The 25,483-nt window shown below is 56.2% G+C and carries 22 protein-coding genes; 8 read left to right on the top strand and 14 right to left on the bottom strand.

Annotation, left to right across the window (positions count from 1 at the left end):
- Position 1: 1 nt before the first annotated feature.
- Together pyrI and ridA are read left to right on the top strand one after the other, a co-directional pair.
- Positions 2 to 463, top strand: coding sequence for an aspartate carbamoyltransferase regulatory subunit (pyrI, locus tag M987_RS08280; protein WP_014068688.1), 462 nt, complete (start codon positions 2 to 4; stop codon positions 461 to 463).
- Positions 464 to 536: 73 nt separating this feature from the next.
- Positions 537 to 923: a 2-iminobutanoate/2-iminopropanoate deaminase gene (gene ridA / locus M987_RS08275; RefSeq protein WP_014068687.1), complete on the top strand. Its 387-nt coding sequence runs from the start codon at positions 537 to 539 to the stop codon at positions 921 to 923.
- Between the two features lie 49 nt (positions 924 to 972).
- On the opposite strand, the gene M987_RS08270 is transcribed toward ridA, so the two are convergent.
- Together M987_RS08270 and mgtA are read right to left on the bottom strand one after the other, a co-directional pair.
- Entirely contained in the window at positions 973 to 3,357 is a 2,385-nt protein-coding gene (locus M987_RS08270) for a beta-N-acetylhexosaminidase (RefSeq protein WP_014068686.1), read from the bottom strand.
- Positions 3,358 to 3,532: 175 nt separating this feature from the next.
- Positions 3,533 to 6,241, bottom strand: a complete 2,709-nt coding sequence (gene mgtA, locus M987_RS08265) for a magnesium-translocating P-type ATPase (RefSeq protein ID WP_014068685.1) — start codon at positions 6,239 to 6,241, stop codon at positions 3,533 to 3,535.
- Positions 6,242 to 6,631: 390 nt separating this feature from the next.
- Here mgtA and treR point away from each other — a divergent pair, with 390 nt between their 5' ends.
- The 5 genes from treR to nrdG all read left to right on the top strand — a co-directional run bounded on the left by treR (position 6,632) and on the right by nrdG (position 13,955).
- Positions 6,632 to 7,579: a trehalose operon repressor TreR gene (treR, locus tag M987_RS08260; RefSeq protein ID WP_014068684.1), complete on the top strand. Its 948-nt coding sequence runs from the start codon at positions 6,632 to 6,634 to the stop codon at positions 7,577 to 7,579.
- Positions 7,580 to 7,707: 128 nt separating this feature from the next.
- Positions 7,708 to 9,126, top strand: coding sequence for a PTS trehalose transporter subunit IIBC (treB, locus tag M987_RS08255; RefSeq protein WP_014068683.1), 1,419 nt, complete (start codon positions 7,708 to 7,710; stop codon positions 9,124 to 9,126).
- A 51-nt stretch (positions 9,127 to 9,177) separates the two neighbouring features.
- Positions 9,178 to 10,836, top strand: coding sequence for an alpha,alpha-phosphotrehalase (gene treC, locus M987_RS08250; protein ID WP_014068682.1), 1,659 nt, complete (start codon positions 9,178 to 9,180; stop codon positions 10,834 to 10,836).
- Positions 10,837 to 11,210: 374 nt separating this feature from the next.
- Positions 11,211 to 13,349 carry an anaerobic ribonucleoside-triphosphate reductase gene (nrdD, locus tag M987_RS08245; protein ID WP_014068680.1) on the top strand — a complete coding sequence of 713 codons (2,139 nt, stop codon included), beginning with the start codon at positions 11,211 to 11,213 and terminating at the stop codon, positions 13,347 to 13,349.
- A 141-nt stretch (positions 13,350 to 13,490) separates the two neighbouring features.
- On the top strand, positions 13,491 to 13,955 hold the full coding sequence (gene nrdG, locus M987_RS08240) for an anaerobic ribonucleoside-triphosphate reductase-activating protein (protein WP_014068679.1): 465 nt from the start codon (positions 13,491 to 13,493) through the stop codon (positions 13,953 to 13,955).
- A 32-nt stretch (positions 13,956 to 13,987) separates the two neighbouring features.
- Here the strand turns inward: nrdG and M987_RS08235 are convergent, their stop codons facing one another.
- The 12 genes from M987_RS08235 to pmbA form a co-directional block, all read right to left on the bottom strand.
- Complete coding sequence (locus tag M987_RS08235; protein ID WP_014068678.1) at positions 13,988 to 15,898, bottom strand: BglG family transcription antiterminator; 1,911 nt, start codon at positions 15,896 to 15,898, stop codon at positions 13,988 to 13,990.
- Between the two features lie 19 nt (positions 15,899 to 15,917).
- Positions 15,918 to 17,060 (bottom strand): lactonase family protein, encoded by a 1,143-nt coding sequence (locus M987_RS08230; RefSeq protein ID WP_014068677.1) that lies wholly within the window; start codon positions 17,058 to 17,060, stop codon positions 15,918 to 15,920.
- A 121-nt stretch (positions 17,061 to 17,181) separates the two neighbouring features.
- Entirely contained in the window at positions 17,182 to 17,922 is a 741-nt protein-coding gene (gene dagF / locus M987_RS08225) for a 2-dehydro-3-deoxy-phosphogluconate aldolase (protein WP_014068676.1), read from the bottom strand.
- Entirely contained in the window at positions 17,919 to 19,037 is a 1,119-nt protein-coding gene (locus tag M987_RS08220) for a DgaE family pyridoxal phosphate-dependent ammonia lyase (protein ID WP_014068675.1), read from the bottom strand. Before M987_RS08220 ends, dagF begins: the two co-directional genes overlap by 4 nt.
- A complete protein-coding gene (locus tag M987_RS08215; RefSeq protein ID WP_014068674.1) occupies positions 19,021 to 20,154 on the bottom strand; it encodes an amidohydrolase/deacetylase family metallohydrolase in 1,134 nt (377 codons plus the stop codon). Before M987_RS08215 ends, M987_RS08220 begins: the two co-directional genes overlap by 17 nt.
- 42 nt (positions 20,155 to 20,196) lie before the next feature.
- Positions 20,197 to 20,838 (bottom strand): DUF4310 family protein, encoded by a 642-nt coding sequence (locus M987_RS08210; protein WP_014068673.1) that lies wholly within the window; start codon positions 20,836 to 20,838, stop codon positions 20,197 to 20,199.
- A gap of 13 nt (positions 20,839 to 20,851) precedes the next feature.
- Positions 20,852 to 21,628, bottom strand: coding sequence for a DUF4311 domain-containing protein (locus M987_RS08205; protein WP_014068672.1), 777 nt, complete (start codon positions 21,626 to 21,628; stop codon positions 20,852 to 20,854).
- Positions 21,629 to 21,650: 22 nt separating this feature from the next.
- The gene (locus M987_RS08200) at positions 21,651 to 21,950 is read right to left on the bottom strand and encodes a DUF4312 family protein (RefSeq protein WP_006810338.1); all 300 of its coding nucleotides are present in this window, start codon (positions 21,948 to 21,950) and stop codon (positions 21,651 to 21,653) included.
- 2 nt (positions 21,951 to 21,952) lie between these two features.
- Positions 21,953 to 22,315 carry an SFCGS family glycine-rich protein gene (locus M987_RS08195; RefSeq protein ID WP_014068671.1) on the bottom strand — a complete coding sequence of 121 codons (363 nt, stop codon included), beginning with the start codon at positions 22,313 to 22,315 and terminating at the stop codon, positions 21,953 to 21,955.
- Positions 22,316 to 22,325: 10 nt separating this feature from the next.
- Positions 22,326 to 22,664, bottom strand: coding sequence for a glycine dehydrogenase (locus tag M987_RS08190; RefSeq protein ID WP_088201846.1), 339 nt, complete (start codon positions 22,662 to 22,664; stop codon positions 22,326 to 22,328).
- Between the two features lie 319 nt (positions 22,665 to 22,983).
- Entirely contained in the window at positions 22,984 to 23,370 is a 387-nt protein-coding gene (cybC, locus tag M987_RS08185) for a cytochrome b562 (protein ID WP_014068669.1), read from the bottom strand.
- Positions 23,371 to 23,408: 38 nt separating this feature from the next.
- Positions 23,409 to 24,761 (bottom strand): metalloprotease PmbA, encoded by a 1,353-nt coding sequence (gene pmbA, locus M987_RS08180; RefSeq protein ID WP_014068668.1) that lies wholly within the window; start codon positions 24,759 to 24,761, stop codon positions 23,409 to 23,411.
- Between the two features lie 95 nt (positions 24,762 to 24,856).
- Here pmbA and yjgA point away from each other — a divergent pair, with 95 nt between their 5' ends.
- Entirely contained in the window at positions 24,857 to 25,408 is a 552-nt protein-coding gene (yjgA, locus tag M987_RS08175) for a ribosome biogenesis factor YjgA (RefSeq protein WP_014068667.1), read from the top strand.
- The last annotated feature ends 75 nt before the right edge of the window (positions 25,409 to 25,483 follow it).

Here is a 25,483-nt window from a genome sequence, read left to right as displayed (position 1 = left end):
AATGACACACGATAACAAACTTCAGGTTGAAGCCATCAAACGTGGCACCGTGATTGACCACATCCCTGCGCAGGTAGGTTTTAAGCTGCTGACCCTGTTTAAGCTGACCGAAACTGACCAGCGCATCACCATCGGTCTGAACCTGCCGTCTGGCGAAATGGGCCGCAAAGATCTGATCAAAATTGAGAACACGTTCCTGACTGACGAGCAGGTAAACCAGCTGTCACTGTACGCACCGGACGCCACCGTTAACCGTATCGACGATTATGACGTGGTGGGTAAATCGCGCCCAAGCCTGCCGGATCGTATCGAAAGCGTGCTGGTCTGCCCGAACAGCAACTGCATCAGCCATGCTGAGCCGGTTTCCTCCAGTTTTTCAGTGAAAAAACGCGCCGATGACATCGCACTCAAATGCAAATACTGCGAAAAAGAGTTTTCTCATTATGTGGTGCTGGCCAACTAATTGAGGTTGGTAATGAAATCCCGGCTGTTATAATGGCCGGGACTCTTAAATCAGCTGTTATTCTGGAGAAATCATGACCAAAGTACTCGCGACGGAAAATGCACCAGCGGCTATCGGCCCATATGTTCAGGGCGTTGATCTGGGTAGCATGATTATTACCTCAGGCCAGATCCCGGTTAACCCGAAAACCGGCGCCGTGCCGGAAGACGTAGCTGCGCAGGCACGTCAGTCGCTGGAAAACGTGCAGGCTATCGTTGAATCTGCGGGTCTGAAAGTGGGCGATATCGTGAAGACCACGGTATTCGTGAAAGACCTGAACGATTTCGCGACCGTAAACGCGACCTACGAAGCATTCTTCACCGAACACAATGCCACCTTCCCGGCGCGCTCTTGCGTTGAAGTGGCACGTCTGCCGAAAGACGTGAAAATTGAAATTGAAGCGATTGCAGTACGTCGTTAATTCGTTTCCCCGTGAAAAAGGCAGCCTGGGCTGCCTTTTTTATTCCCGGTTACTGATTGCGCGTCGCGCGCAGCAGCGTCTCCAGCGGGTAAACCGCCGCTATCACCACTTCATCCTGGATTTTCGCCGCGTTATCTAGCTCCGCCTGAATCGACGCAATTTCTTTATCATCCAGCGTCCCCTGACGCGCCACCAGATCGGTTAAGCGCAACCCAATCGACGCCAGCTTATCCACTTCCTGAATCACCGGTTTAATGGCTTTCAGCTGATAATTGCTTCCGCTCAGCGCCAGCGCATCGCTGGTATTGCTCTGCCAGCGATTAAACACGTGGCGCAGCGCATCCGCACTTTCCGTGTCTTCGGCATCGCTCACCAGCCTGTCGACCCATTTATTCATCTGACGCACGGTTGCGCTTTCAGCGCTTAGCGCATCGGCAAAACGGTTGAGCGGCTCAAACTGATGGTAATTCCCGGCCTGGAATTTCAGGTGCTGACGGGTGTAATACTGGGCTGGCTCCACCGCCTGCGCGAGGATCTGCAGCGGCAGGCTGTCGCCATTGTTCGCCAGGCGGGTGAAGTACGCCTGCTGCTGGCTGTGCTGCAAAAGCCCCACCGACACCGTTGACCAGCTATCCATCGCCTGCAAACGGGTGTACATGTTGTCGGTATCGTTCACGTCCTGTGCCGACCACAAGCGTTCCGCCACGGCAAACGCGCGCGGCCAGAGTTTAATATCCAGCACCGGCGCCACCACGTTTTCGGCCCACAGCGCGGCTTCGCCACCCAGCAGATTGGCCTGCTGGGCAGTATCGGGCACGACCGGGGCGATACCTTTTGGCACCTCATCCAGCAGCTTGCCGCTGACCGGGTAACGGGCGTTGCCCAGCAGGAAATAGCCGCTCAGCGTATCCGTGCTCACCGTCACCACCGGGCGCGTTTCGCCCATCCAGGTATCGACGGTAAAGGTCACCTGGTCGTCGCTACGCCATTCGATATTCTGAACCGCGCGGCGCGACTTCCCGGCAAAATCAATAAATCCTCGCCAGCCGGAATCGCCTTTCACTAGCGTAAAGCTCCCTTCCACCGGCTTGCCTTTCAGGCGCGGCAGGGTGAAAGACCAGCTCTGCGGGCTGTCGTTATCGCCAATCACATCCACATTGTTTAAGCCCTGCGGCACAATCTCATTGCGGTAGTGATAGGCAGTAGACTGTGGCTGGTCGAGGTAAAAACCGGTCGAGAGAATGCCTTTGTAGCCTTTTTCGGCCACCTGCCCCAGCGCGTCCTGCCCTTGCCAGGACTGGATCAGAATGCTTTTTGGCAGGTCGGGATGGAAGATTTCGTCCCAGCCCACCATCTGCCGGTGATGTTTTTCGAGGATCGTTTCCAGCTTGCGGTTGAAATACGCCTGCAATGCATGGCTGTCCGCCAGTTTGTTGTCACGCATGAATTTCTGAATGGCGGCGTTTTGTTTCCACTGCGTGTCGTCTACCTCATCGCCACCAATATGCAGATAGGGATCGGGGAAGATCGCCGCCAGTTCGCTGACCATTGCCTCTGCAAAGGTATACGTCGCCTCTTTGGTAGGATCCAGCACCGGTTTCAGCACGCCCCAGTGGCGCTCCATTTCATAAGGCCCCGGTGCGCTCATCAGCTCGGGGTAGGCAACGGCAATTGCCGACGCATGGCCCGGCATGTCGATTTCCGGGACCACGCGAATGCCACGGTCGGTAGCGTAGCGCACGATCTCGCGCATCTGGTCCGGGGTGTAAAACTGTCCGTCGCTGGCAAGCTGCGTGAGCTTTGGATAGCGCTTCGAGGTAAATCGCCAGCCCTGATCGTCAGTCAGATGCCAGTGCAGCACGTTCAGTTTTGCCGCCGCCATTCCGTCAATCTGCCGTTTGATGTCGTTCAGCGGGATAAAGTGGCGGGCGGAATCAAGCAGCAAACCACGCCACGGGAAACGCGGCGCATCCTCAATGGTGACCCAGGGTATCGCGGTATTTTCTGGCCCGTTCTGGATAAGCTGAAGCAGCGTTTCCATCCCGCGCAGCGCGCCAAAACGGGTGTTGGCCGAGATGTTCACGCCGTCAGCGTCTACCTTAAGCGTGTAGCTCTCATCGCTGTCGGGCAGCGGTTGCGGCTTCACCTTTTTAGCAATGTCGATGCGGATGGTAGGTTTGTCTGGCTTATCGGCCTGCGGCCGGAGTGTCCAGCCGGTTTGCAGCGCAATGCGCTGGCGCAGGCGGTTAACCGCGTCACCCAGATCGTCACCGCTGACGCTAACGGAAATGTTATCGCTGAGCACCAGCGCGCCCTGTGTTGTCGGGCGTTCAACCTTTGCAGGCCAGGGCATCAGGGGGAGGTCACCTGCCGGAGCGGCAAACGCAGAAGCGCCGAGCATAAGCCCGGCGGTTAAGAGGCTGTACCGTAACATGAATGTTCCTTATTTGACGGGCCGAAAAAAGGCAAAACATTCTGTTAACATGCGCTCAATTTGTCGTCAAGAGAATGACACGACGGAGATCACAGGTTGTTGAATTTGAGAGGAAACCGCACCGGACGGTTCCCTCTCCCTTACAGGGAGAGGGCTAGGGTGAGGGTAAAACGACTTACTGCCAGCCATACCGGCGCGCATAGAACCCTTTCACCATTTGCGTCAGGACCATATAGCCCGCGAGGATCGCCACCAGCCACGGGAAATAGCTCAGCGGTAGCGCCTGCAATTGCAGGTAACTCGCCAGCGGAGAGAAAGGCAGCGCGATACCCAGCACCATCACAATCCCCGTCATCACAATCAGCGGCCATGCGGCACGGCTCTGAATAAACGGAATACGGCGGGTACGGATCATATGCACAATCAGCGTTTGCGACAGCAGCCCCACCACGAACCAGCCGGACTGGAACAGGGTCTGATGTTCAGGCGTGTTGGCATGGAACACAAACCACATCAGGCAGAAGGTCAGAATGTCAAAAATGGAGCTGATCGGCCCAAAGAACAGCATAAAGCGGCCAAGATCGGACGGGTTCCAGCGCTGTGGCTTCTGGATCTGCTCATCGTCGACGTTATCAAACGGGATCGCCACCTGAGAGACATCGTACATCAGGTTCTGGATCAGCAGGTGCAGCGGCAACATTGGCAGGAAGGGTAAAAACGCACTCGCCACCAGCACGCTGAAGACGTTACCGAAGTTCGAGCTGGCGGTCATTTTGATGTACTTCAGCATGTTGGCAAAGGTACGGCGGCCTTCGATCACCCCCTCTTCCAGCACCATCAGGCTTTTTTCCAGCAAAATGATATCCGCCGCTTCACGGGCAATATCCACGGCGCCGTCTACGGAAATCCCAATATCTGCCGCACGCAGCGCCGGGGCATCGTTGATACCGTCGCCCATAAAGCCCACCACATGGCCCTCGCGGCGCAGCAGCGTCACAATGCGCTCTTTGTGCATCGGCGTCAGTCGGGCAAACAGCGTGGTGCGCTGAGCAAGCCGGGCCAGCTCATCGTCAGAAAGATGTTCGATCTCGCTTCCCACCACCACGTCACCGGCATCCAGCCCCACTTCGTGACACACTTTTGCTGCCACCAGCTCGCTGTCGCCGGTGAGGATTTTCACGGTGATCCCGCTCGCCTTCAGGGCTTTTAGCGCCGGTGCCGTCGTCTCTTTTGGTGGATCGAGGAACGCGATGTAGCCTTCAAGGATCAGGTCTGATTCATCAATACGCTGATAATCCCCAACGCGCGCTGGCAGGAATTTGCTGGCCACCGCCACCACGCGCAGCCCCTGACGGTTCAGGTTGTCGGTCACGCGTTTGATGCGGCGCAGCATGGTGTCGTCCAGCGGGACGATGTCACCGTTGTACCGTACCTGGGTACACACATTGAGGATCTCCTGCAATGCGCCTTTGCAGATCAGCTGATGCACGTCCTGCTGTTCACTCACCACCACCGACATACGGCGGCGCTCAAAATCAAACGGGATCTCATCCACCTTCTGCCAGCGGCCAGACAGCGTACGGGCAGACTCTTCGTCCACACCTTCCAGCACGGCAACGTCGAGCAGGTTTTTCAACCCGGTCTGGTAGTGGCTGTTAAGCCAGGCGCTGTGCAGCACGCGTTCGCTGGTCTTGCCTGAGATATCGGTATGGTTCTCCAGCACGATTTTATCCTGGGTCAGCGTCCCGGTTTTATCAGTGCAGAGGATGTCCATCGCGCCAAAGTTCTGGATAGCGTCGAGGTGTTTAACAATGACTTTTTGCTTTGAGAGTTTTACCGCCCCGCGCGCCAGCGTGGAGGTGACAATCATCGGCAGCATTTCTGGCGTTAAGCCCACGGCCACAGAGAGCGCAAACAGCGCCGCTTCCCACCAGTCGCCCTTGGTGTAGCCGTTGATCAGAAGCACAATCGGCGTCATCACCATCATAAAGCGGATCAGCAGCATACTGACGCGGCCAATCCCCTTCTGGAAGGCGTTAGGTTCGCTTTCCTGCTCTGTTACGCGCCCGGCAAGTTGGCCGAACCAGGTGTTACCGCCCGTCGCCGTCACAATGGCCTGCGCGGTTCCGCTCACAACCGTGGTGCCCATAAAGCACAGGGTGTCGCATTCCAGCGGGTTCATCTGCTGCGGATCGCGGGTACGCGCCACTTTCTCCACCGGCAGTGATTCGCCAGTTAACGACGCCTGAGCGACAAACAGATCGCGCGCCTGAATGATGCGTAAATCTGCCGGGATCATATCCCCGGCGGCAAGTTTCACCAGGTCACCCGGAACCAGCTGATCGATAGGCAGTTCAAGCCAGGCGTTTTCACCGAGCTCGTTAATCACGCGCGAGACGGTGGCGGTGTTGCTGACCATTGCTTTCAGGGCATCGGCCGCTTTGGTGGAGCGGGCTTCCTGAATAAAGTTCAGCAGCGTGGAAATCCCCACCATCAGGGCGATAACGCCTGCGGCAAACAGGTCTTCGGTGGCATACGAGATAATGCCGAGCACCGTCAGCAGCAGGTTGAACGGGTTGCGGTAGCAAACCCACAGGTGCACCCACCAGGGCGAAGGTTTTTGCGCCGGGATTTGATTGTCGCCATGCTCGGCGCGGATTTTGTCGACTTCAACTGCATTCAGCCCTTCCGGGTGCCCACCAAAGGCGCGCCAGACTTCGTTTTCGTCCATCGCCGCCACGTTCAGGCAGCGTTCGGTCAGGGAAGAAGGAATAGCCGCGCCCGCCAGATTTTTGGCGTTTGGCATTGGGTCACGCTGGATAAGACGGCGTGGCAGGTGGCGGCTCAGCTGATCAAGCAGCTGCCGGGTGATATTTTTCAGCATAATAAGCTCTCCTGCGCGCGCAGCGGCGAACGCAGTTTTGCTGGCAGACACGGTTAATCCGTACCTGGCGGCACTTTAATTATTAGCAGAAACGTTTGGGACGTTGCTGCCTCACATCACCGGTGAGACAGCAAAAGGCTGGCTTACCGGAAAGAAAGCTCTCTCCCGTTCAGGAGAGGCGTGGGATCGGGATCCATGTAACCTCCGGTAAGTAAAATTGGTATTTCGCCGTGCAGTATAAGGAATTAACCGTACCGTTTGTGACGATTCGGGCGGTATTATAACCCCGCGCAAGTAAACCATACGTAAACCAGACTTTGCCCATAGCAAAATCACGCTATACCATTACGCTCAATTGACGACCGCCGTCGCTGTTACAGGGAATAGAGGATGCAAAACCGCCTTACCATTAAAGACATCGCGCGTTTAAGCGGCGTGGGGAAATCCACCGTGTCGCGAGTGCTGAACAACGAAAGTGGTGTCAGCGAGCGCACGCGCGAGCGCGTCGAGGCGGTCATGAATCAGCACGGTTTTTCCCCTTCCCGCTCCGCCCGCGCCATGCGTGGGCAAAGTGACAAAGTGGTCGCCATTATTGTGTCGCGCCTCGATTCCCTGTCTGAAAACCTGGCGGTTCAGACCATGCTGCCTGCCTTCTACGAACAGGGTTACGACCCGATTATGATGGAAAGCCAGTTTTCGCCGCAGCTGGTGGAAGAGCACCTGGGCATGCTGCAACGCCGCAACATCGATGGCGTGGTGCTGTTTGGTTTCACCGGCATTAAAGAAGAGATGCTTAAACCCTGGCAGCCATCACTGGTGCTGCTGGCTCGCGATGCCAGTGGTTTTGCCTCTGTCTGTTATGACGATGAAGGCGCTATCTTCACGCTGATGCAGCGCTTATACGATCAGGGCCATCGCCATATCAGCTTCCTCGGCGTACCCCATGCGGACGTGACCACCGGTAAACGGCGTCATGAAGCCTACCTGACGTTTTGTAAAAACCACAACCTCTCAGCTGTAGCCTCCTTGCCAGGGCTGGGTATGAAGCAGGGCTACGAGCAGGTCGCCAGCGTGCTGACTCCACAGACCACCGCGCTGGTGTGCGCTACGGACACCCTGGCGCTGGGCGCGAGTAAATACCTTCAGGAACAGCGTATCGATAATTTGCAGGTCGCAAGCGTCGGCAGTACGCCACTGATGAAGTTCCTTCACCCGGAAATTATCACCGTCGATCCCGGCTACGCCGAGTCCGGGAGACAGGCTGCCGCTCAGTTGATCGAGCAGATCACCGGTCGCATAGAACCGCGCCAGATAGTCATTCCAGCCCATCTTTCGTAAACCCCATTAAACGGTTTATTGTGATCTTCGCCTGATTTCGGGAACGTTCCCATTTTCCCGATGACGCTTAACGAGTAGGCTTGCTTTCAGGTCATTACACCCTTCTCCATCTGTCATGAGGTTTCATGATGAGCAAAGTCAAACAAGCAGATATCGACCAGTTGATCGTCCTGGTTGGCGGACGCGAGAACATCGCAACCGTCAGTCATTGCATTACCCGCCTGCGCTTTGTGCTGAACGATCCGGCCAAAGCTAACCCGAAAGCGATTGAAGAGCTTTCGATGGTAAAAGGTTGCTTTACCAACGCCGGGCAGTTCCAGGTGGTTATCGGCACAGAAGTGGGCGATTACTATCAGGCTCTGCTGGCCACCACTGGCCACTCATCTGCTGATAAAGAGCAGGCGAAGCTCGCCGCGCGTCAAAACATGAAATGGCACGAGCAGCTGATCTCGCACTTTGCAGAGATCTTCTTCCCGCTGCTGCCGGCGCTCATCAGCGGGGGCTTGATCTTAGGGTTCCGTAACGTGATCGGCGATGTGCCGATGAGCGACGGAAAAACGCTGGCGCAGATCTACCCGTCACTGAAAACCGTTTACGACTTCCTGTGGCTGATTGGTGAAGCCATCTTCTTCTACCTGCCTGTCGGGATTTGCTGGTCGGCAGTGCGTAAGATGGGCGGCACGCCAATCCTGGGGATTGTCCTTGGCGTCACGCTGGTGTCTCCGCAGTTAATGAACGCTTACTTACTGGGTCAGCAGGTGCCGGAAGTCTGGAACTTCGGCCTGTTCACTATCGCGAAAGTGGGCTATCAGGCGCAGGTGATTCCGGCGTTACTGGCAGGTCTGGCGCTGGGCTTTATTGAGACTCGCTTAAAACGCATCGTCCCGGATTACCTGTATCTGGTGGTGGTGCCGGTTTGTTCCCTGATTATCGCCGTGTTCCTTGCTCACGCCTTTATCGGCCCGTTTGGCCGCATGATCGGCGACGGCGTGGCCTTTGCGGTACGTCACCTGATGACCGGTAGCTTCGCGCCGATTGGTGCTGCGCTGTTTGGCTTCCTGTATGCGCCGCTGGTGATTACCGGCGTGCACCAGACCACGCTGGCCATTGATATGCAGATGATTCAGAGCATGGGCGGCACGCCAGTCTGGCCAATCATTGCGCTGTCTAACATTGCTCAGGCCTCTGCGGTAACCGGCATCATCATCATCAGCCGTAAGCATAATGAACGTGAGATTTCCGTTCCGGCGGCTATCTCTGCCTACCTCGGCGTGACCGAACCGGCGATGTACGGTATCAACCTGAAATATCGCTTCCCGATGCTGTGCGCCATGATCGGCTCTGGCCTTGCAGGCCTGGTGTGTGGCCTGAACGGCGTGATGGCGAACGGGATTGGCGTGGGTGGCCTGCCGGGCATCCTCTCCATTCAGCCAGCCTTCTGGCAGGTGTTTGCGCTGGCCATGGCTATCGCGATTATTGTCCCGATGGCGCTGACCACCTTCGTTTATCAGCGTAAGTACCGTCAGGGCACGTTGCAGATTGTTTAACTTCATCTTTCGGGGCGCAATTGCGCCCCTTCGCATTTGCAGGAACGAACTATGAATACCCTTCCTCAGTGGTGGCAAAACGGTGTCATCTATCAGATTTACCCAAAGAGTTTTCAGGACACCACCGGATGCGGTACCGGGGATTTACGCGGCGTAACGCAGCGCCTCGACTACCTGAAAAATCTCGGTATTGATGCCATCTGGCTGACCCCGTTCTATATCTCTCCGCAGATTGATAACGGCTATGACGTGGCGAATTACACCGCCATCGACCCGGCATACGGCACGCTGGATGACTTTGACGAACTGGTCGCGCAGGCCCATTCTCGCGGCATCCGCATTGTGCTGGATATGGTGCTTAACCATACCTCAACCCAGCACGCATGGTTCCGCGAATCATTGAACAAAGAGAGCCCGTATCGCCAGTTCTATATCTGGCGCGACGGCACGCCGGATGGCCTGCTGCCGAACAACTGGCGCTCTAAATTTGGCGGCAATGCCTGGCGCTGGCACGCGGGCAGCGAGCAGTACTATCTGCACCTGTTCGCTCCGGAACAGGCGGATCTGAACTGGGAAAACCCGGCAGTGCGCACCGAGCTGAAAAAAGTGTGCGAATTCTGGGCCGATCGCGGCGTGGACGGTTTACGTCTCGACGTGATTAACCTTATCTCCAAAGATCAGACATTCCCGAATGATGAGCACGGCGATGGCCGTCGCTTTTACACCGACGGGCCGCGCGTTCACGAATATTTGCAGGAGATGAGCCGCGACGTCTTCACCCCGCGCAGCCTGATGACGGTGGGCGAGATGTCTTCCACCTCGTTAGAAAACTGCCAGCAGTACGCCTCCCTGGATGGACGCGAGCTGTCGATGACCTTTAACTTCCATCACCTAAAGGTGGACTACCCTGACGGCGAAAAATGGACGAAAGCGCAGCCCGATTACGTGGCGCTGAAAACCCTGTTCAGCCACTGGCAGCAGGGAATGCATAACGTGGCCTGGAACGCCCTCTTCTGGTGTAACCACGATCAGCCGCGCATCGTGTCGCGTTTTGGCGATGAGGGCGAGCATCGCGTCCCGGCCGCCAAAATGCTGGCGATGGTGCTGCATGGAATGCAGGGCACGCCGTATATCTACCAGGGTGAAGAACTGGGCATGACCAACCCGCACTTCCGCCAGATCACGGATTATCGCGATGTGGAAAGCCTGAATATGTTCACCGAGCTGCGCGCCGCGGGCCGTGAAGCGGATGAACTGCTGGAGATCCTCGCCAGTAAATCCCGTGATAATGGCCGGACGCCAATGCAGTGGGATGCCTCGCCAAACGCCGGTTTTACGGCGGGTGAACCGTGGATTGCGGTCTGCGATAACTACCAGAGCATTAACGCCAGCGCGGCACTGAGCGACCCGGATTCGGTGTTCTATACCTACCAGTCGCTGATTGCGCTGCGTAAAACGCTGCCGGTCCTGACGTGGGGGGATTATCAGGATCTGCTCCCTGAGCATCCATCCCTGTGGTGCTACCGTCGTCAGTGGCAGGGGCAAACCCTGATCGTGGCGGCAAACCTCAGCAATGCGTGCCAGCAATGGCAGCCAGACATACAGAGCAGCGAATGGCAGGTAGTGATGAGTAACTATGCGGAAGCGGCCAACGCACCGCAGGCCATGACCCTGCGTCCGTTTGAAGCCGTCTGGTGGCTTCAGTCGTAATTTTCATCGCCGGGCATTGCAATATGCCCGGTTTACCTTACTGTTTTTGTTGAATAATTAATCAGATTTTTCCCACGACAATTTACAATCGCTGTAGCGCCCGTCATTTGTACTCTCGTCTTTTTACTTTGTTCTGCATCAAATAAAACGCAAACATGTTTGATGCAAATCACTATATGTAGCACTTAAAATGCACGCCGACCCAACATCTTGTATTTATCGTCTACTATTCCTACAACAAGACGGCGACTCAGCTCTCCGGAATTGTGGATAACAACTGTCGGGAACGAGGGAAGTGACTGGGCTATCAATACATCAGCCCGGTGCAGTCTTCTCCACCTCTGTGGATAACCTGTTTTTAAAATGGAGTGATCATGACACCGCATGTGATGAAACGTGATGGCTGTAAAGTGCCGTTTAAATCAGAGCGCATCAAAGAAGCCATTCTGCGTGCAGCTAAAGCAGCGGGAGTCGATGACGCAGATTATTGCGCCACCGTCGCAGAAGTCGTTAGCAGCCAGATGACCGAACGTAGCCAGGTGGATATCAGCGAGATCCAGACCGCTGTTGAGAACCAGCTGATGGCGGGCCCGTACAAGCAGCTGGCCCGTGCTTACATAGAATACCGTCACGACCGTGACGTCCAGCGCGAAAAACGTGGTCGTCTGAACCAGGACATTCGCGGCCTGGTCGAGCAAACCAACTCTGCGCTGCTCAACGAAAACGCCAACAAAGACAGTAAAGTGATTCCTACCCAGCGCGACCTGCTGGCCGGTATTGTTGCCAAACACTATGCCCGTCAGCACCTGCTGCCGCGCGATGTGGTTTCCGCGCACGAGCGCGGTGAGATCCACTACCACGATCTCGACTACTCGCCGTTCTTCCCGATGTTCAACTGTATGTTGATCGACCTGAAAGGGATGCTGACCCACGGCTTTAAAATGGGTAACGCCGAGATTGAGCCGCCAAAATCGATCTCTACTGCCACGGCAGTAACCGCGCAAATTATCGCGCAGGTTGCCAGCCACATTTACGGCGGCACCACCATTAACCGTATTGATGAAGTGCTGGCGCCGTTCGTGACGGCGAGCTTCAACAAACACCGTAAAACTGCTGAAGAATGGCAGATCCCGGACGCGGACGGCTATGCGCATTCGCGCACTGAAAAAGAGTGCTATGACGCATTCCAGTCGCTCGAATATGAAGTGAACACGCTGCATACCGCTAACGGCCAGACCCCGTTTGTGACCTTTGGCTTTGGCCTGGGCACCAGTTGGGAATCGCGCCTGATCCAGCAGTCGATTCTGCGCAACCGTATTTCTGGTCTCGGCAAAAACCGCAAAACCGCCGTGTTCCCGAAGCTGGTATTCGCTATCCGCGACGGTCTGAATCATAAGTTTGGCGATCCGAACTACGACATCAAACAGCTGGCGCTGGAGTGCGCAAGCAAGCGTATGTATCCGGACATCCTGAACTATGACCAGGTGGTGAAAGTCACTGGTTCGTTCAAAACGCCAATGGGCTGCCGCAGCTTCCTCGGCGTGTATGAAGATGAAAATGGCGAGCAGATCCACGACGGGCGTAACAACCTGGGTGTGATCAGCCTTAACCTGCCGCGCATCGCGCTGGAAGCCAAAGGCAATGAAGCCGCCTTCTGGACACTGCTGGATGAGCGCCTGCAACTGGCCCGTAAAGCGCTGATGACCCGTATTGCGCGCCTGGAAGGGGTGAAAGCCCGCGTCGCGCCAATCCTCTATATGGAAGGGGCCTGCGGCGTGCGTCTGAAAGCGGACGATGACGTATCAGAGATCTTCAAAAACGGCCGTGCGTCTATTTCTCTGGGTTACATCGGCATTCACGAGACCATTAACGCGCTGTGTGGCGACACGCATATGTACGACAGCGAAGCCCTGCGTGAGAAAGGCGTCGCTATCGTCCAGCGTCTGCGAGATGCGGTTGACCAGTGGAAAGATGAAACGGGCTACGGTTTCAGCCTGTACAGCACACCAAGTGAAAACCTGTGCGACCGTTTCTGTCGCCTGGACACCGCAGAATTCGGCATTGTGGAAGGGGTAACCGACAAAGGTTACTACACCAACAGCTTCCACCTGGACGTTGAGAAAAAGGTTAACCCGTACGACAAGATCGACTTTGAAGCGGCTTACCCGCCAATCGCCAGCGGTGGTTTCATCTGTTACGGCGAGTACCCGAACATCCAGCACAACCTGAAAGCGCTGGAAGACGTGTGGGATTACAGCTATCAGCACGTGCCGTATTACGGCACGAACACGCCAATCGACGAGTGCTACGAGTGCGGTTTCACCGGTGAGTTTGAGTGCACCAGCAAAGGCTTCACCTGCCCGAAATGCGGTAACCACGATGCGGCTCGCGTTTCCGTCACCCGCCGCGTGTGCGGTTATCTTGGTAGCCCGGATGCGCGTCCGTTTAACGCCGGTAAGCAGGAAGAGGTGAAACGCCGGGTGAAACATCTGGGGAATGGGCAGATAGGTTAAGTTTTTCGCCGGATTTTCCCCCTCACCCTAGCCCTCTCCCTCAAGGGAGAGGGAACCGATCGAGCACATTGTTGAGCCTGACGCCGGTTTTCTCCCTCTCCCTGTGGGAGAGGGCCGGGGTAAGGGCATCAGGTTAACGTTATGAATTACCACCAGTATTATCCCGTCGACATCGTCAACGGCCCCGGCACCCGCTGCACCCTGTTCGTTTCAGGCTGCGTTCACGAATGCCCTGGCTGCTACAACAAAAGCACCTGGCGTGTAAATTCCGGGATGCCATTCACCCAGGAGATGGAAGACCGGATCATCAACGACCTGAACGACACGCGCATTCACCGCCAGGGGATTTCGCTGTCGGGCGGCGATCCGCTGCATCCGCAAAACGTGCCGGAGATCCTGAAGCTGGTTAAACGCATTCGCCGCGAGTGCGCGGGAAAAGATATCTGGGTGTGGACGGGCTATAAGCTGGATGAACTGAACACCGCCCAAATGGAGGTGGTGGATCTGATCAACGTGCTGGTCGATGGCAAGTTCGTGCAGGATTTAAAAGACCCGGCGCTTATCTGGCGCGGCAGCAGTAACCAGGTTGTGCATCACTTGCGGTGATTGAAGGCGGATATCCTCTCTCCGCCTTCATCTCAAAATCGGCTCAAACTCTCCATCGCCACCGCCTTAAACCCGGCAAAATCCTTGCAGCCACAAAGCCGCGTCATGGCCCGTTCGCGCAGGAAAGTGACGAAAATATCGTAGATCGCCATCGCCTCTTCATACTCGCTTTTGCTGATGGCGAGCAGGAAAATCACGTGTGCGGTTTCATCGCCCCACGGGATGCCGTGCGGTGCCAGCACCGTATAGACCACGGTTTTCTGCGCGAGCAGGCCCAGGGAGTGCGGCAACGCAATCCCTTCACCGAGCATGGTGCTCACGATCGCCTCACGCTCGACCACGGAATCGAGAAACTCCGCGCCGACAAAGCCTTCGCTTTCAAGCTGTCCGCACAATTCACGGAACAGCGTCTGCTGGTCGATAGGTTTATCGATAATGCGGAAATGGGCGGCGTCGAAGTATTTATCCAGCATCCACGGTCGGGTGCGGTCCACCAGCACCAGCTTGCCGATTTGTTCAAGCTGGTAGTCGGTCGGGAACGGGGCGATCATCACCACCGGTTTCGCCTTTTCGCTGATGCGCGCCGTTGAGATCACAAAATCTTCGCTGAGGCTTTCTGCCTGCTCGTACTCGCGCAGCGTGAGGGTGCGCGTCACCTCAATCTGTGGATATTTACGCTGGAGCACCGCCTCAATCATTCTCACCATCGCGTTGCCCGCATCGCACACCAGCAGCACGCGGGGCTGGCGCTGGTAGCCAATGTTGTAGTGGCGTTCCAGTCCGACGCCGATATGCAGTACCAGGAAGCCAATCTCGTTTTCGCTGATCACATACGGCGTGTATTTACCCCAGCTTGATACCGCCGCCAGAGTCATATCCCAGGCCATCGGGTAGTGCTGTTTGATGTTATCCAGCAGCGGGTTGGGGATCATGATTTGATACCGCACGCGAGTGATCATGGTTTTAATGTGCGTGAGCAAATCCGCGTGCAGCTGCTCATCACTGAGCAGGTTGTAGTTATAGTGCGTGTTGATATAACGCAGGATGTAATTGACCAGCGCTTCATCGTCGTCGGCGTTGATGGCGCTTGGGGCAATCTCCTGGATCTGGCGCGCGGCAATGTGCACGCAAAGCCAATTCTCTTCCGAGGGGGCCAGCGCCTTGCCCGCCAGTTGTTGAATGGTCACCGCGATGTCTTTCGCCGCTTCCCGCACGTTCTCTTCCACATCTTCCGCGTGGAACTCCGGCAGGGGATAACCTTCGCTGATACGGCGCACCGACACCGCGCAGTACAGGCGCAGGAACAGTTCGCCTTCGTCCGTCAGGCGGATGTGGTGACGGGTTAACGCATCATGCAGCACCATGACCATCTGTTCAGGCACGCCTGCATTCAGCGCCACTTCGGTGACCAGCGGGTTCAGGCTGTCCTGCTGCGCCAGCTCCCAGAGCAGGTCGGTCAGACAGGCGCGGGTCGCCATCTCGCTGCCAAACAGCTTCATGCCGTGGCGCGGACGGGTTTCCAGAGTCAGATTGTAACGGTGGAACCACTCGCGCACTTCCACCATGTCACTTTGCAACGTGGCGCGGCTGACAAACCATTCGTCGGCCAGATCTTCAAGCTTAAGCGAAAAGGCCGATGTCAGAAAACGCACCACCAGATAGTGCACTCGCTCCGGCCCCGTGCGAGGAATACGCAGCGCGCGCGGGTGAGAATCCTGAAGCTGCTGATAGCGCGCCGCATCGTCGATTTTGAGCTGGTAACCATTACCCCGGCTCAGAATAAACTGTGCGCCGTGGCTCGCCAGCAGCGCATTCAGGGCAGTGATATCAGCACGGACGGTACGCGTGGACACCGACAGCCGCTGCGCCAGTTCGTCCTGTGGCAGCGTTTCGTTTTGCAACAGTTCGAAAAGTTGCGCTAAACGTTGGTTCGGGAATCGCACGTCGTTGTCCTCTTACAGCTCAGGGAGAAGGTGAAATGACCATCTGGGATGGACTGCCAACCGGCGTATAGTCCGGTTCGAAGCTGAGTTTGCCGTCTTCCGCTACGCGGAATCGGGTGATGTTGTCACTGCGCTGATTCATGACGTAGAGCCAGCGTCCTTGTTTATCCAGCGTCAGCGAGCGCGGGTAATCACCACGCGTCCAGACATCGTCCTGATGCGTCAGCGTGCCATCTGCTGTTACGGTAAAGTGCCCGATGCTGTTATGCAAACGGTTAGCCACATACAGTTGTTTACCGTCTGCACTTAATGCCAGCCCGGCGGCAAAACTGGTGCCTTTATAGCCTGCTGGCAATGCCGAAAGCGTTTTGCCCTCTTTCAGGGTGCCATTTGCATTTACGGCATAATGGGTCAGCGTAGACGCCTCTTCGTTAATCAGCCACAGGGCATCACCTTTTGGCGTAAAGACGAAATGGCGCGGCCCGGCCCCTTTTGAAGAGGCGCTGATAAACGGCGGATCGTTCGGCGTCAGCTTTCCGCTTTGATCGTCAAAACGGTACTGATAGATGCGATCCAGCCCAAGATCGGTGGAAAAAACATACTTTCCGCCAGGATCGGCGGCGATCATGTGCGCATGTGGGCCATTATGATCGCTTACCGCAAAACTCCCTTCCGCTGCGGCTTGCGGTTTAGCAGCGCCCGGTTCACCCTGATCCTGATGGGTATCCGATGCATCCCCCAGGCTGCCGTCCGCCTTCACGGGCAACACGGCAATGGAGCCACTCACATAGTTTGCCACCAGCAGATGACGGCCATTGGGCGTTAAAGAGAGATAAACCGGGCCAGCCCCACCGGAAGCCACCTGATTTAATTCACTCACCGCGCCGTTATCCCCCACGCGTAATGCCTGCACCACGCCCTGCTCCACTTCGCTTGCCACGTACAGCGTTTTGCCATCGTGCGAGATGGTGAGCTGCGCAGCATTGGGCAGTTTACTGACCAGCGTTTTGTTGCCGAGTGCGCCGGTTTGCGGGTCGACGGTAAAGCGGTACAGCCCTTCTCCGTTGGGATTATAGGTTCCCACCCAGGCGTACTGCGGCTGGGCGATGGCGGCGGTGGCAAGTAAAGAGAGTGAAGCGACAAGCAGGCTACGGGTGTGCATGGTGGCTCCTTTGGGTTTGTGCGTCATTTGCCCCCTCACCCTAACCCTCTCCCCACAGGGGAGAGGGGACGATTACACCCTCTCCCCTTTGGGGAGAGGGCTGGGGTGAGGGGTGTTGTTTTTACTTAACCAGTTTCTTCGTCATCTCAAGCAGCGTGCGCACATCTTCCGGGCGCGTGTCGCCGCTGGCTTTGTCGATAATTGAGCTGTAGATATGCGGGATGATTTTGCTCACGCCAGCATCCAGCGCAATCTGCAAAATCTCCTCGTAATTTTCCAGATCGATACCGCCGGTCGGCTCCAGCCAGAAGTCGTGGCGGGCGCAGGCTTCCGCTACCGCTTTGTACTCGTCACGGCATTTCAGGCCGCCCATCGGGAAGTATTTAATAGAGCTGCCGCCGAAATCTTTCAGCAGAGCAATCGCCGTTTCTACCGGCACGATGCCGTCCGGGGCCGTGCTGCTCAGCGGGCCGGTGGAGATTTTGACCATCCCGACAGTCCCGGTCGGAGAGACCAGACCGTTAACCACAGACTCATTTTGCCCCAGCAGCGCGCGGCTGGTCGCCACGCCGGTAAAGACCTGATTCACGTGCTGCGGCTGTACCTGACGGGAGATCTCACTCACCATCGCCGACTGGTTCGGATCGCCCGCGCCCAGGCCAACAGACAGCGCGTTATCAATCAGCTGCGCATATTCGCGCATATCGGCCACCGCGCTTGCCACGTCCGGGTAATTTTTGGAGAGCACACCCACCAGCACATGGCCTTCTGCCGCTTCGTAAATGGCGCTGGCGTTAGCTTTTGAACCCGCCAGTACGTTCAGGCAGACACGGTCACGGTAAAAGTTGGGGGTCAGTTTCATGCTTTTTTCTCCTGTCCTAAAACTTCGCTAATGCGGCGGTACACAATGTTCAGCTGCTCTGCGTTCACGCTGCGCACATCCGCTTCGATAATCCCTTCGTTGGCCTTGTAGCCACGGAAATAAATCGCATATTCGCCCTGCTTCAGGCGGTTCACCAGCTCGCCAGTGCCCACGCCGGTGGTGGCTTCGTCGAACTTGATTTCAGCGCGCGCGATGTCGCGACCCGCGCTGTCCCAGACCACGCGAGCGGTGACACCGTTCAGGGTGTTCAGCGCATCGATAAACGGCGTCATCTTCGCCACCATCTCTGCACCACTCTCTTTGGTCGCTGTCAGGTAGTGTTCGATGGCGCAGGTCAGGCCAAGAATGCCCTCTTTACCCACCTTCATCGCACGGCCAATGCCCGCCGTCTGGCGTTTCACCCACTCAACATACTGCGTTTTGCCGATCACCAGACCGCTGGTTGGGCCTTCGATCGCCTTCGCGCCGCTGTAGATCACGAGATCCGCCCCGGAACGGTAATACACGTGCAGATCCTCTTCTGCCGCCGCATCGACGATCAGCGGAAGATCGTGTTTACGCGCCACCACGGCGGCCTGCTCTACGCTGAGCATACTTTTCTGCACACAGTGGTGAGATTTGATGTACAGGATCGCCGCCGTGCGCGGGGTGATGGCAGCCGCCAACTGATCGGCTGAGCATTCGTTGGCATAGCCCGCTTCCACCAGCTTGCCACCGCCCAGCGCCACCATGGTGCCGACCGGCGCGCCAAAGTTAACGTTGTGACCTTTCGGCAGCACGATTTCGTTGTTCTCAATCGGGGTGACGTGCAGGTTTTCCAGCAGCCAGTCGCTGTCTTTCACCAGCACCGCCGCCACGGACTGGGCAATGCCCGCAGAGGCGCAAGAGACAACGGTCGCCCCTTCCACATCCAGCAGGTTCGCAATGTATTCACCGGTTTTGTTCACCAGGTCTTTCATCTCGAAGTACTGGTTCATCCCGTCCATTGCCGCCTGCACCACTTCCGGGCGTGGCGTGGAGACACCCAGCGCCGTCATGCGGCCAGAGGTGTTGATGACCTGCTTTAAATTGTACTTCTCATAAATCGAAGGCATGTTCCGTGCTCCCTTGTTCGGTCATGTAGCCCTTGCCTGCGCGGATCGCGGCAAGCGGCACCAGAATGTGTTCAGCCTGAAGGCTTTCGTTTTCGGCATCGGTTAATACCGTTGGCTGGCGCTTAATGGTGAATAGCGTCAGGTCAGCGTCGAGACCTGGCTGGATGCGCCCTTTGCGCGTCAGGCGCAGGCCGTCGGCGGCATTTGCGGTCACGCACTCAATCACCTGCGGCAGCGACATACCGATGGCGAGGAATTTCGACATCACGCTCGCCAGCGACCCGACCGGGCCATTAATGCGGTTGCGGCAGTAGATATCTGAGCTGATGGTGTGCGGCAGAATGCCCATCGCGATGGCGCGTTTCGCCACCTCAAAACTGAAGCTCGCCGTACCGTGGCCCACGTCCAGACGCACACCGCGTTTCAGGGCGCTGGTGATGGACGCGCGCAGCTCGCCGGATGGGGTCAGAATGCGGTTCGGTTTGCCGTTGTAGCAGTGGGTAATGATGTCCCCGGAACTCAGCAGCTCGGCAATTTCGTCGAGATTTGGCGGGTTGTTGCCAATGTGCACCATCAGCGGCAGGTCGCCGTTCTCTTTCTGGATAGCTTTGGCACGCTCCAGCGGGGTGATGCCATTTTCGCCGACCACGCTGCTGCTCATGCGCGCTTTCAGACCGACGATAAATTCAGGGTGGCGTTTAACGGCCTGCTTCACGGCATCCGCGTCAATATTGGCCATATTGGCCAGCTCGTTCTGGGCAATCAGCCCCACGCGGGAGATATTCAGCAGGGCAAAGACCTCGGTTGAGGCTTTGCGGGTGATTTCGTAAAAATCGTCCACGTCATCCGCGCCGGTACTGCCCGCATCCACTACGGAGGTCACGCCAGTGGCGATGCCTACGCTGTCCGGTTCGTCGTGGTAAATCGGGGAATTCGGGTAGCAGTGAACGTGGGAGTCAATCCAGCCTGCGCTGACGAACACTTCGCCATTAAGCTCAACCGTTTTACGGGCGGGGGCGTCAATCTCGCCAAGCGCCGCGATTTTCCCGTCCTGAATGGCGATATCGGTCAGGGTATCGTCGGTAAGGCGCGCACGGCGCAGGAGTAAATCAAACATGGGGTTCTCCTGATAAGACGGGCGCCGGAGCGCCCGCAGGTATTAAAGGGCGACCGGGAACAGCCAGCCCAACAGCATCGCACCGAGGATTGCACCGCCGGTGATTGGCTTCTGCCAGATATAGAACAGCAGCGCGCCCAACAGTGAACCGACACCGATTGGAATGGAGGCGGTCATGGCGCTGAGGATAATCAACGGGCCGAGGAAGCGGCCGGAGGCGTTACCCGCGCCCATCATCACGTCAGCCCCGTAGGTGGAGTTGCTCTGATTGATGGTGAATTTACGCGCCAGGATGATGACGTAACCAATCGCCAGACCAATCACCAGGCCGGTAATCAGCGCAGCAATGAAGTTGGTCACCGGGAACATAATGCCCGCGCCCAGCAGCAGCGCTGGCACACCAAGGCCTACGCCGGTCTGGATTGCGCCGCCGATATCAAGAATACCGACCAGAGAGCCTTCGATAATACGGGCGAACAGGAAGCTTGCGCCGAACGCCGCTACAGCCCCGTACACGCCGGTATCGATACCCGCTTTCAGCATCGCCACAAAGGCCACTTCGTTAAACGCGCCAATGCCATACAGGTAGTACATGTGCGTCCCGGCGAACACGCCGGAAGAGAGCAGGCCAACGAAGATCGGGAACGACCAGTCGGCATACCAAAAACCTTTATTCTGTTCCATTTAGAGGCTCCTGTTACTTGCCGCTGAGCGAGTTGTGGATCATATCGAGCCAGTTCGGCACGGTCAGATGGAAGGATTCGATCATCTTCATGTCGAAGCCGCGGAAGAAGCCGCTCAGCACGAACAGTGCGATGATGGCTGCCATCATCACTTTGGTGACGTGGTTCCAGCCGCTCTCTTCAACGCCTTTACCAATCAGGATACCCAGCACCAGACCCGGTACGGCGTTACCCATAATCAGCTGCGCTGCGCCGCCAAATACGGTGGCCCAGAAGCCGGATTTTTTGCCCGCATCGATAGCCGCCAGCCAGAAAATCACCGGCATCACGGTGTTCACCAGCAGGTTAGCTGCCGGTACCAGCACCTTAACGGCCGTCACCTGAAGTGCAGCCGGAACGGAAGAGGCGGTAAGGTTAAGGAAGGTCACGACGATCATGCCGATCACGCCGCAGGCAATCGCCATTTTGCGTGGGTCGTGGAGTGTTTCACCGACATTACGGTTTTTGATCATCAGCGCCGCCGCGCCCCAGTTCGGGATAATGCGGTGGTCAACGTCCTGAGTGAACGCACCTGCGGCCACGGAAGAAGCCCAGGCGTTAAAGAAGAAGCCTAACCCAAAGGAGAAGTGAGAAGCCGGATCCCCTTCACAGGAGTTCAGTTCCCCCAACGTACGAAACGCGCCCATACCCTGAGTGGTAGGCGCATGAAACATGCGTGCAGCCCCGGCCCCAACACCGACGCCAACCAGGCCGCCAATGATGAGCGATTTTATTAATATAATTAAGAACATCAGTCTGCCCTTTTATGAATAATCAGCGTTGCGTGACGAAATCCACCTGGTCGAGATTGATGGCGGTCACGTTGACAGTCACATCCAGCTCCACGCTGTAGGTGCGTCTTTCCCGACGCAAAAAGAAGAACAGAAACGCTTCTTTTCGCACCGCTTCTTGCGCCTGAACGACCTGCACATCCTGTGGCTCAATACGCAGTAAGATATGCGGTGAGGCTTTCATCACCGCGGCCTGAACGTGGTTGAGTGCATCGGCAAAGGCGCGCGCTTTGGCATCGCCTTTTCCCTTCACTCTCACCGTGGTAGTGAATTGTTCTTTCATGCTTACGCGCCGTGCTTCTTCTGCCACGCCTGTACCAGACGCTCGCCCAGCTCTTCTTTATCCATAAAGCCGAAGCCGAGTACGTTGCAGCCTTCATTGATGGCGGTTACGCCTTCTTCTACTGAACGCATACCGTATTTGGCTTTGTAGCCATATTTGGTTTGGGCAGTGATGGCACCCGCGCCGCCGCTGCCGCAGAAGGAGATGCCGAAGGTTGCGTTTTCCGCTTTCATCACGTCACCCAGCTTCATATCCGCTGCCATACCCGGCACAACCACCGCGCGTCCACCTGCTTTTTCGATACCGGCCGCCACTTTCTGACCTTTACCCAGGCGATCGCCAATCACGACTGTAATTTGTTCCATGTGTTGCTCCTTAAAGGTTGTCTTTTGCGACTTCAAAGTGAACGGAAAGCAGCCAGGCTTCTTCATCAGGAAGGTTGCCAAACTGCGCCACCACTTCGCGGGCAAGTCGCATTGAATCGGGTGAAATTTCGTCGAACAATTCCGCTTCGACTTCCGGCAGCGGCTCGCCGGTCACGGACCGGTGCGCCATCGCGCGAACGTGTGAAGTCAGCATCTGTTCCTGTACTGCATTGGGGATGATGTTGTGCCGGGCCAGCAGGGCATAAACCTGCTTAAGCATGGTGGTTGCGAGCTGCTCTGTTTGCACCGCCTGGTCTCCAACGTCGTTCATTACCGCTCCGTTAATCACTCGTCTTACCCCGTTAATGTCTCTGGGATAAAACTAACGTTGGCGGTTGATTGTTTGTAGCGAGTTGTTTTCCACTTCGAAGTGGAAAGGAGAGCGGCGGCAGTGATCTGTGCCACATAAATGCGCTGAATAATGACAATTCGCTGGATTTACGTGATGAATATCACGCAATCCTTCGACAAAACGGCAGGGCAGAAAACGAAAACATCTGGAGGGGGAGTCGCAGAAATGTGACAGCGATAGGGTTTACTTATTACGATGCATAAAAAAAGCGAGAGCATTACGCCCTCGCCTTCTGTTGTGTCAGATGCTGAATCTGTTAACGATATTTTTTGTGATAGGTGTTGCGGGTGGTCACGAACTGCTCAGCCGCGGCCTGCGCCTCTTTCACTTTACCTTCATTCGCCAGCTTCAGTGCACCGTCAATCTGGCCGACCAGGATGTCAAAACCGTGGCGGTAATCTTTCATTTCCGCGCTGTCTGCCGCTTTGCTTTCCAGCTTTGGTGGCGTTGCTTTCTGCGCGTCCAGAGCCGCTTCACGCATTTTGGTTAATGCATCTTTCATTTCAGACGCATTATCGGTTTTTTGCACCACTTTCAGATTGGCGCTGAGGGTGTCCATATTGTCTTCAAGATCGGCAGCAAACGCAGTCGAACCAAGAACCAGCGTTGAAGCCGCGACGATCGCTAACAGGTGTTTACGCATTGCTCACTTCCTTTTTTATAATTAACAAAACGCCAAATCTATTGTCCGGCAATTTTCATTTCAGGCAGAAGAACTGAACCACACTGTATATTGCTACGTGTTTCAATATCGTTACCGACCGTAACGATATTGCGCCACATATCCTTCAGGTTGCCGGCGATGGTAATTTCGCTCACCGGATACTGAATTTCACCGTTTTCAACCCAGAAGCCTGCTGCACCGCGAGAGTAATCTCCGGTGATGCCGCTCACGCCCTGCCCCATCAGCTCGGTGACCACCAGACCGGTGCCCATCTCTTTCAGCATCTGCTCAAAGTTCAGGCCTTGGCCGGCAATACGCCAGTTGTGGATACCGCCCGCGTGACCGGTGCTTTTCAGCCCCAGCTTGCGCGCAGAGTAGTTGGTCAGCAGCCACTGGGTCAGCACGCCATCTTTGATGATATCGCGACGCTCAGTGCGCACACCTTCGCTGTCGAACGGCGTGGAGGCCAGCCCTTTCAGCAGATGCGGGTGCTCTTCAATGGTCAGCCATTCCGGCAGGATCTGTTTGCCGAGTGAATCCAGCAGGAACGTGGACTTACGGTAAACTGAACCGCCCGCAATCGCCCCCACCAGGTGACCAAACAGACCGGTAGCCACTTCGTTGGCAAAAATAACCGGCGCTTTCATGGTGGAGAGTTTACGCGGCGACAGGCGTGACAGCGTGCGCTCGGCGCACTCTTTACCGACCCACTCCGGAGACTGCAAATCGCCCAGCGCACGGCCAATGGTGTAGGCGTAATCACGCTCCATATCGCCATTCTCTTCGGCAATCACGCAGCTCGAAAGCGAATGGCGGGTTGAGCAATAGCCCTGCAACATGCCGTGGCTGTTGCCGAAAACTTTGATGCCGTAGTGGCTGTTAAAGCTGCCGCCTTCGGTATTGGTGATGCGTTTATCCGCTTGCAGAGACGCCTGTTCTGCACGCGCCGCCAGTTCGATGGCCTCATCCGGGGTAACTTCCGCCGGGTGGAAAAGATCCAGATCCGGTGCGTCGAACGCCAGCAGCTCTTTATCCGCTACGCCTGCGTAAGGATCGGGTGAGGTATAGCGCGCAATGTCCAGCGCGGCCTGCACCGTACGGGCAATGGCATCCGGGCTGAGGTCGGTCGATGACGCGCTACCTTTGCGATTCTGGTGATAAACCGTGATCCCCAGTGCGCCATCGCTGTTAAATTCAACATTTTCCACTTCGCCATAGCGGGTACTTACGCTAATGCCGGTGGTTTTGCTTACCGCCACTTCGGCGCCATCTGATTTACCTGAAGCCAGCGCCAGCGCTGTGGAGACTGCTTCTTCCAGAATCTTACGCTGCGCTTCAACTTGTGAGGTTACTTTCATCGCAAATGCCATACTGTAAGAGAGAGTTAAGTGAAGTCTATCAGAGAACCGTTTTTCAGTGCGCGTCTTAACTGGTAACATTAGCCTCTTTTTTTAAGGAGCCTGACATGACTAAGCAGCCCGAAGACTGGCTCGACGACGTTCCCGGTGATGACATCGAAGACGAAGATGATGAGATCATCTGGGTCAGTAAAAGTGAAATTAAACGCGACGCCGAAGAGTTAAAACAGCTTGGCGCGGAAATGGTAGAACTGGGTAAAAACGCGCTGGATAAGATCCCGCTCGACCAGGATCTGCGTGATGCCATTGAACTGGCACAGAAAATCAAAAAAGAAGGCCGTCGCCGCCAGCTTCAGCTTATCGGAAAAATGTTGCGTCAGCGCGACGTTGAACCGATTCGCCAGGCTCTGGACAAGCTTAAGAACCGCCACAACCAGCAGGTTGCGTTTTTCCATAAGCTTGAGCAGATCCGCGACCGTCTGATTGAACAGGGCGATGACGCGGTACCGGAAGTCTTGAATCTGTGGCCAGACGCCGACCGCCAGCAGCTGCGTTCTTTGATCCGCAATGCGAAGAAAGAGAAAGAAGGGAATAAGCCGCCGAAGTCTGCGCGCCTGATTTTCCAGTATCTGCGCGAGCTGTCAGAGAACGACGAGTAATATCGAATCGTCTGTTCCCCTCACCCCGGCCCTCTCCCCTGTGGGGCGAGGGAGAAAAGAATGAAGGCCCGGTAA

Origin of the sequence: Enterobacter soli ATCC BAA-2102 (genome assembly GCF_001654845.1) — a bacterium.
Taxonomy (GTDB): Bacteria; Pseudomonadota; Gammaproteobacteria; order Enterobacterales; family Enterobacteriaceae; genus Enterobacter; species Enterobacter soli.
This window is presented reverse-complemented; position numbering and strand designations above follow the sequence as displayed.

Excerpts from the sequence above, each read along its gene's own strand:
- pyrI (WP_014068688.1), top strand. The coding sequence starts at position 2 with ATGACACACGATAACAAACTTCAGGTTGAAGCCATCAAACGTGGCACC.
- ridA (WP_014068687.1), top strand. The coding sequence starts at position 537 with ATGACCAAAGTACTCGCGACGGAAAATGCACCAGCGGCTATCGGCCCA.
- M987_RS08270 (WP_014068686.1), bottom strand. The coding sequence starts at position 3,357 with ATGTTACGGTACAGCCTCTTAACCGCCGGGCTTATGCTCGGCGCTTCT.
- mgtA (WP_014068685.1), bottom strand. The coding sequence starts at position 6,241 with ATGCTGAAAAATATCACCCGGCAGCTGCTTGATCAGCTGAGCCGCCAC.
- treR (WP_014068684.1), top strand. The coding sequence starts at position 6,632 with ATGCAAAACCGCCTTACCATTAAAGACATCGCGCGTTTAAGCGGCGTG.
- treB (WP_014068683.1), top strand. The coding sequence starts at position 7,708 with ATGAGCAAAGTCAAACAAGCAGATATCGACCAGTTGATCGTCCTGGTT.
- treC (WP_014068682.1), top strand. The coding sequence starts at position 9,178 with ATGAATACCCTTCCTCAGTGGTGGCAAAACGGTGTCATCTATCAGATT.
- nrdD (WP_014068680.1), top strand. The coding sequence starts at position 11,211 with ATGACACCGCATGTGATGAAACGTGATGGCTGTAAAGTGCCGTTTAAA.
- nrdG (WP_014068679.1), top strand. The coding sequence starts at position 13,491 with ATGAATTACCACCAGTATTATCCCGTCGACATCGTCAACGGCCCCGGC.
- M987_RS08230 (WP_014068677.1), bottom strand. The coding sequence starts at position 17,060 with ATGCACACCCGTAGCCTGCTTGTCGCTTCACTCTCTTTACTTGCCACC.
- dagF (WP_014068676.1), bottom strand. The coding sequence starts at position 17,922 with ATGAAACTGACCCCCAACTTTTACCGTGACCGTGTCTGCCTGAACGTA.
- M987_RS08220 (WP_014068675.1), bottom strand. The coding sequence starts at position 19,037 with ATGCCTTCGATTTATGAGAAGTACAATTTAAAGCAGGTCATCAACACC.
- M987_RS08215 (WP_014068674.1), bottom strand. The coding sequence starts at position 20,154 with ATGTTTGATTTACTCCTGCGCCGTGCGCGCCTTACCGACGATACCCTG.
- M987_RS08210 (WP_014068673.1), bottom strand. The coding sequence starts at position 20,838 with ATGGAACAGAATAAAGGTTTTTGGTATGCCGACTGGTCGTTCCCGATC.
- M987_RS08205 (WP_014068672.1), bottom strand. The coding sequence starts at position 21,628 with ATGTTCTTAATTATATTAATAAAATCGCTCATCATTGGCGGCCTGGTT.
- M987_RS08200 (WP_006810338.1), bottom strand. The coding sequence starts at position 21,950 with ATGAAAGAACAATTCACTACCACGGTGAGAGTGAAGGGAAAAGGCGAT.
- M987_RS08195 (WP_014068671.1), bottom strand. The coding sequence starts at position 22,315 with ATGGAACAAATTACAGTCGTGATTGGCGATCGCCTGGGTAAAGGTCAG.
- cybC (WP_014068669.1), bottom strand. The coding sequence starts at position 23,370 with ATGCGTAAACACCTGTTAGCGATCGTCGCGGCTTCAACGCTGGTTCTT.
- pmbA (WP_014068668.1), bottom strand. The coding sequence starts at position 24,761 with ATGGCATTTGCGATGAAAGTAACCTCACAAGTTGAAGCGCAGCGTAAG.
- yjgA (WP_014068667.1), top strand. The coding sequence starts at position 24,857 with ATGACTAAGCAGCCCGAAGACTGGCTCGACGACGTTCCCGGTGATGAC.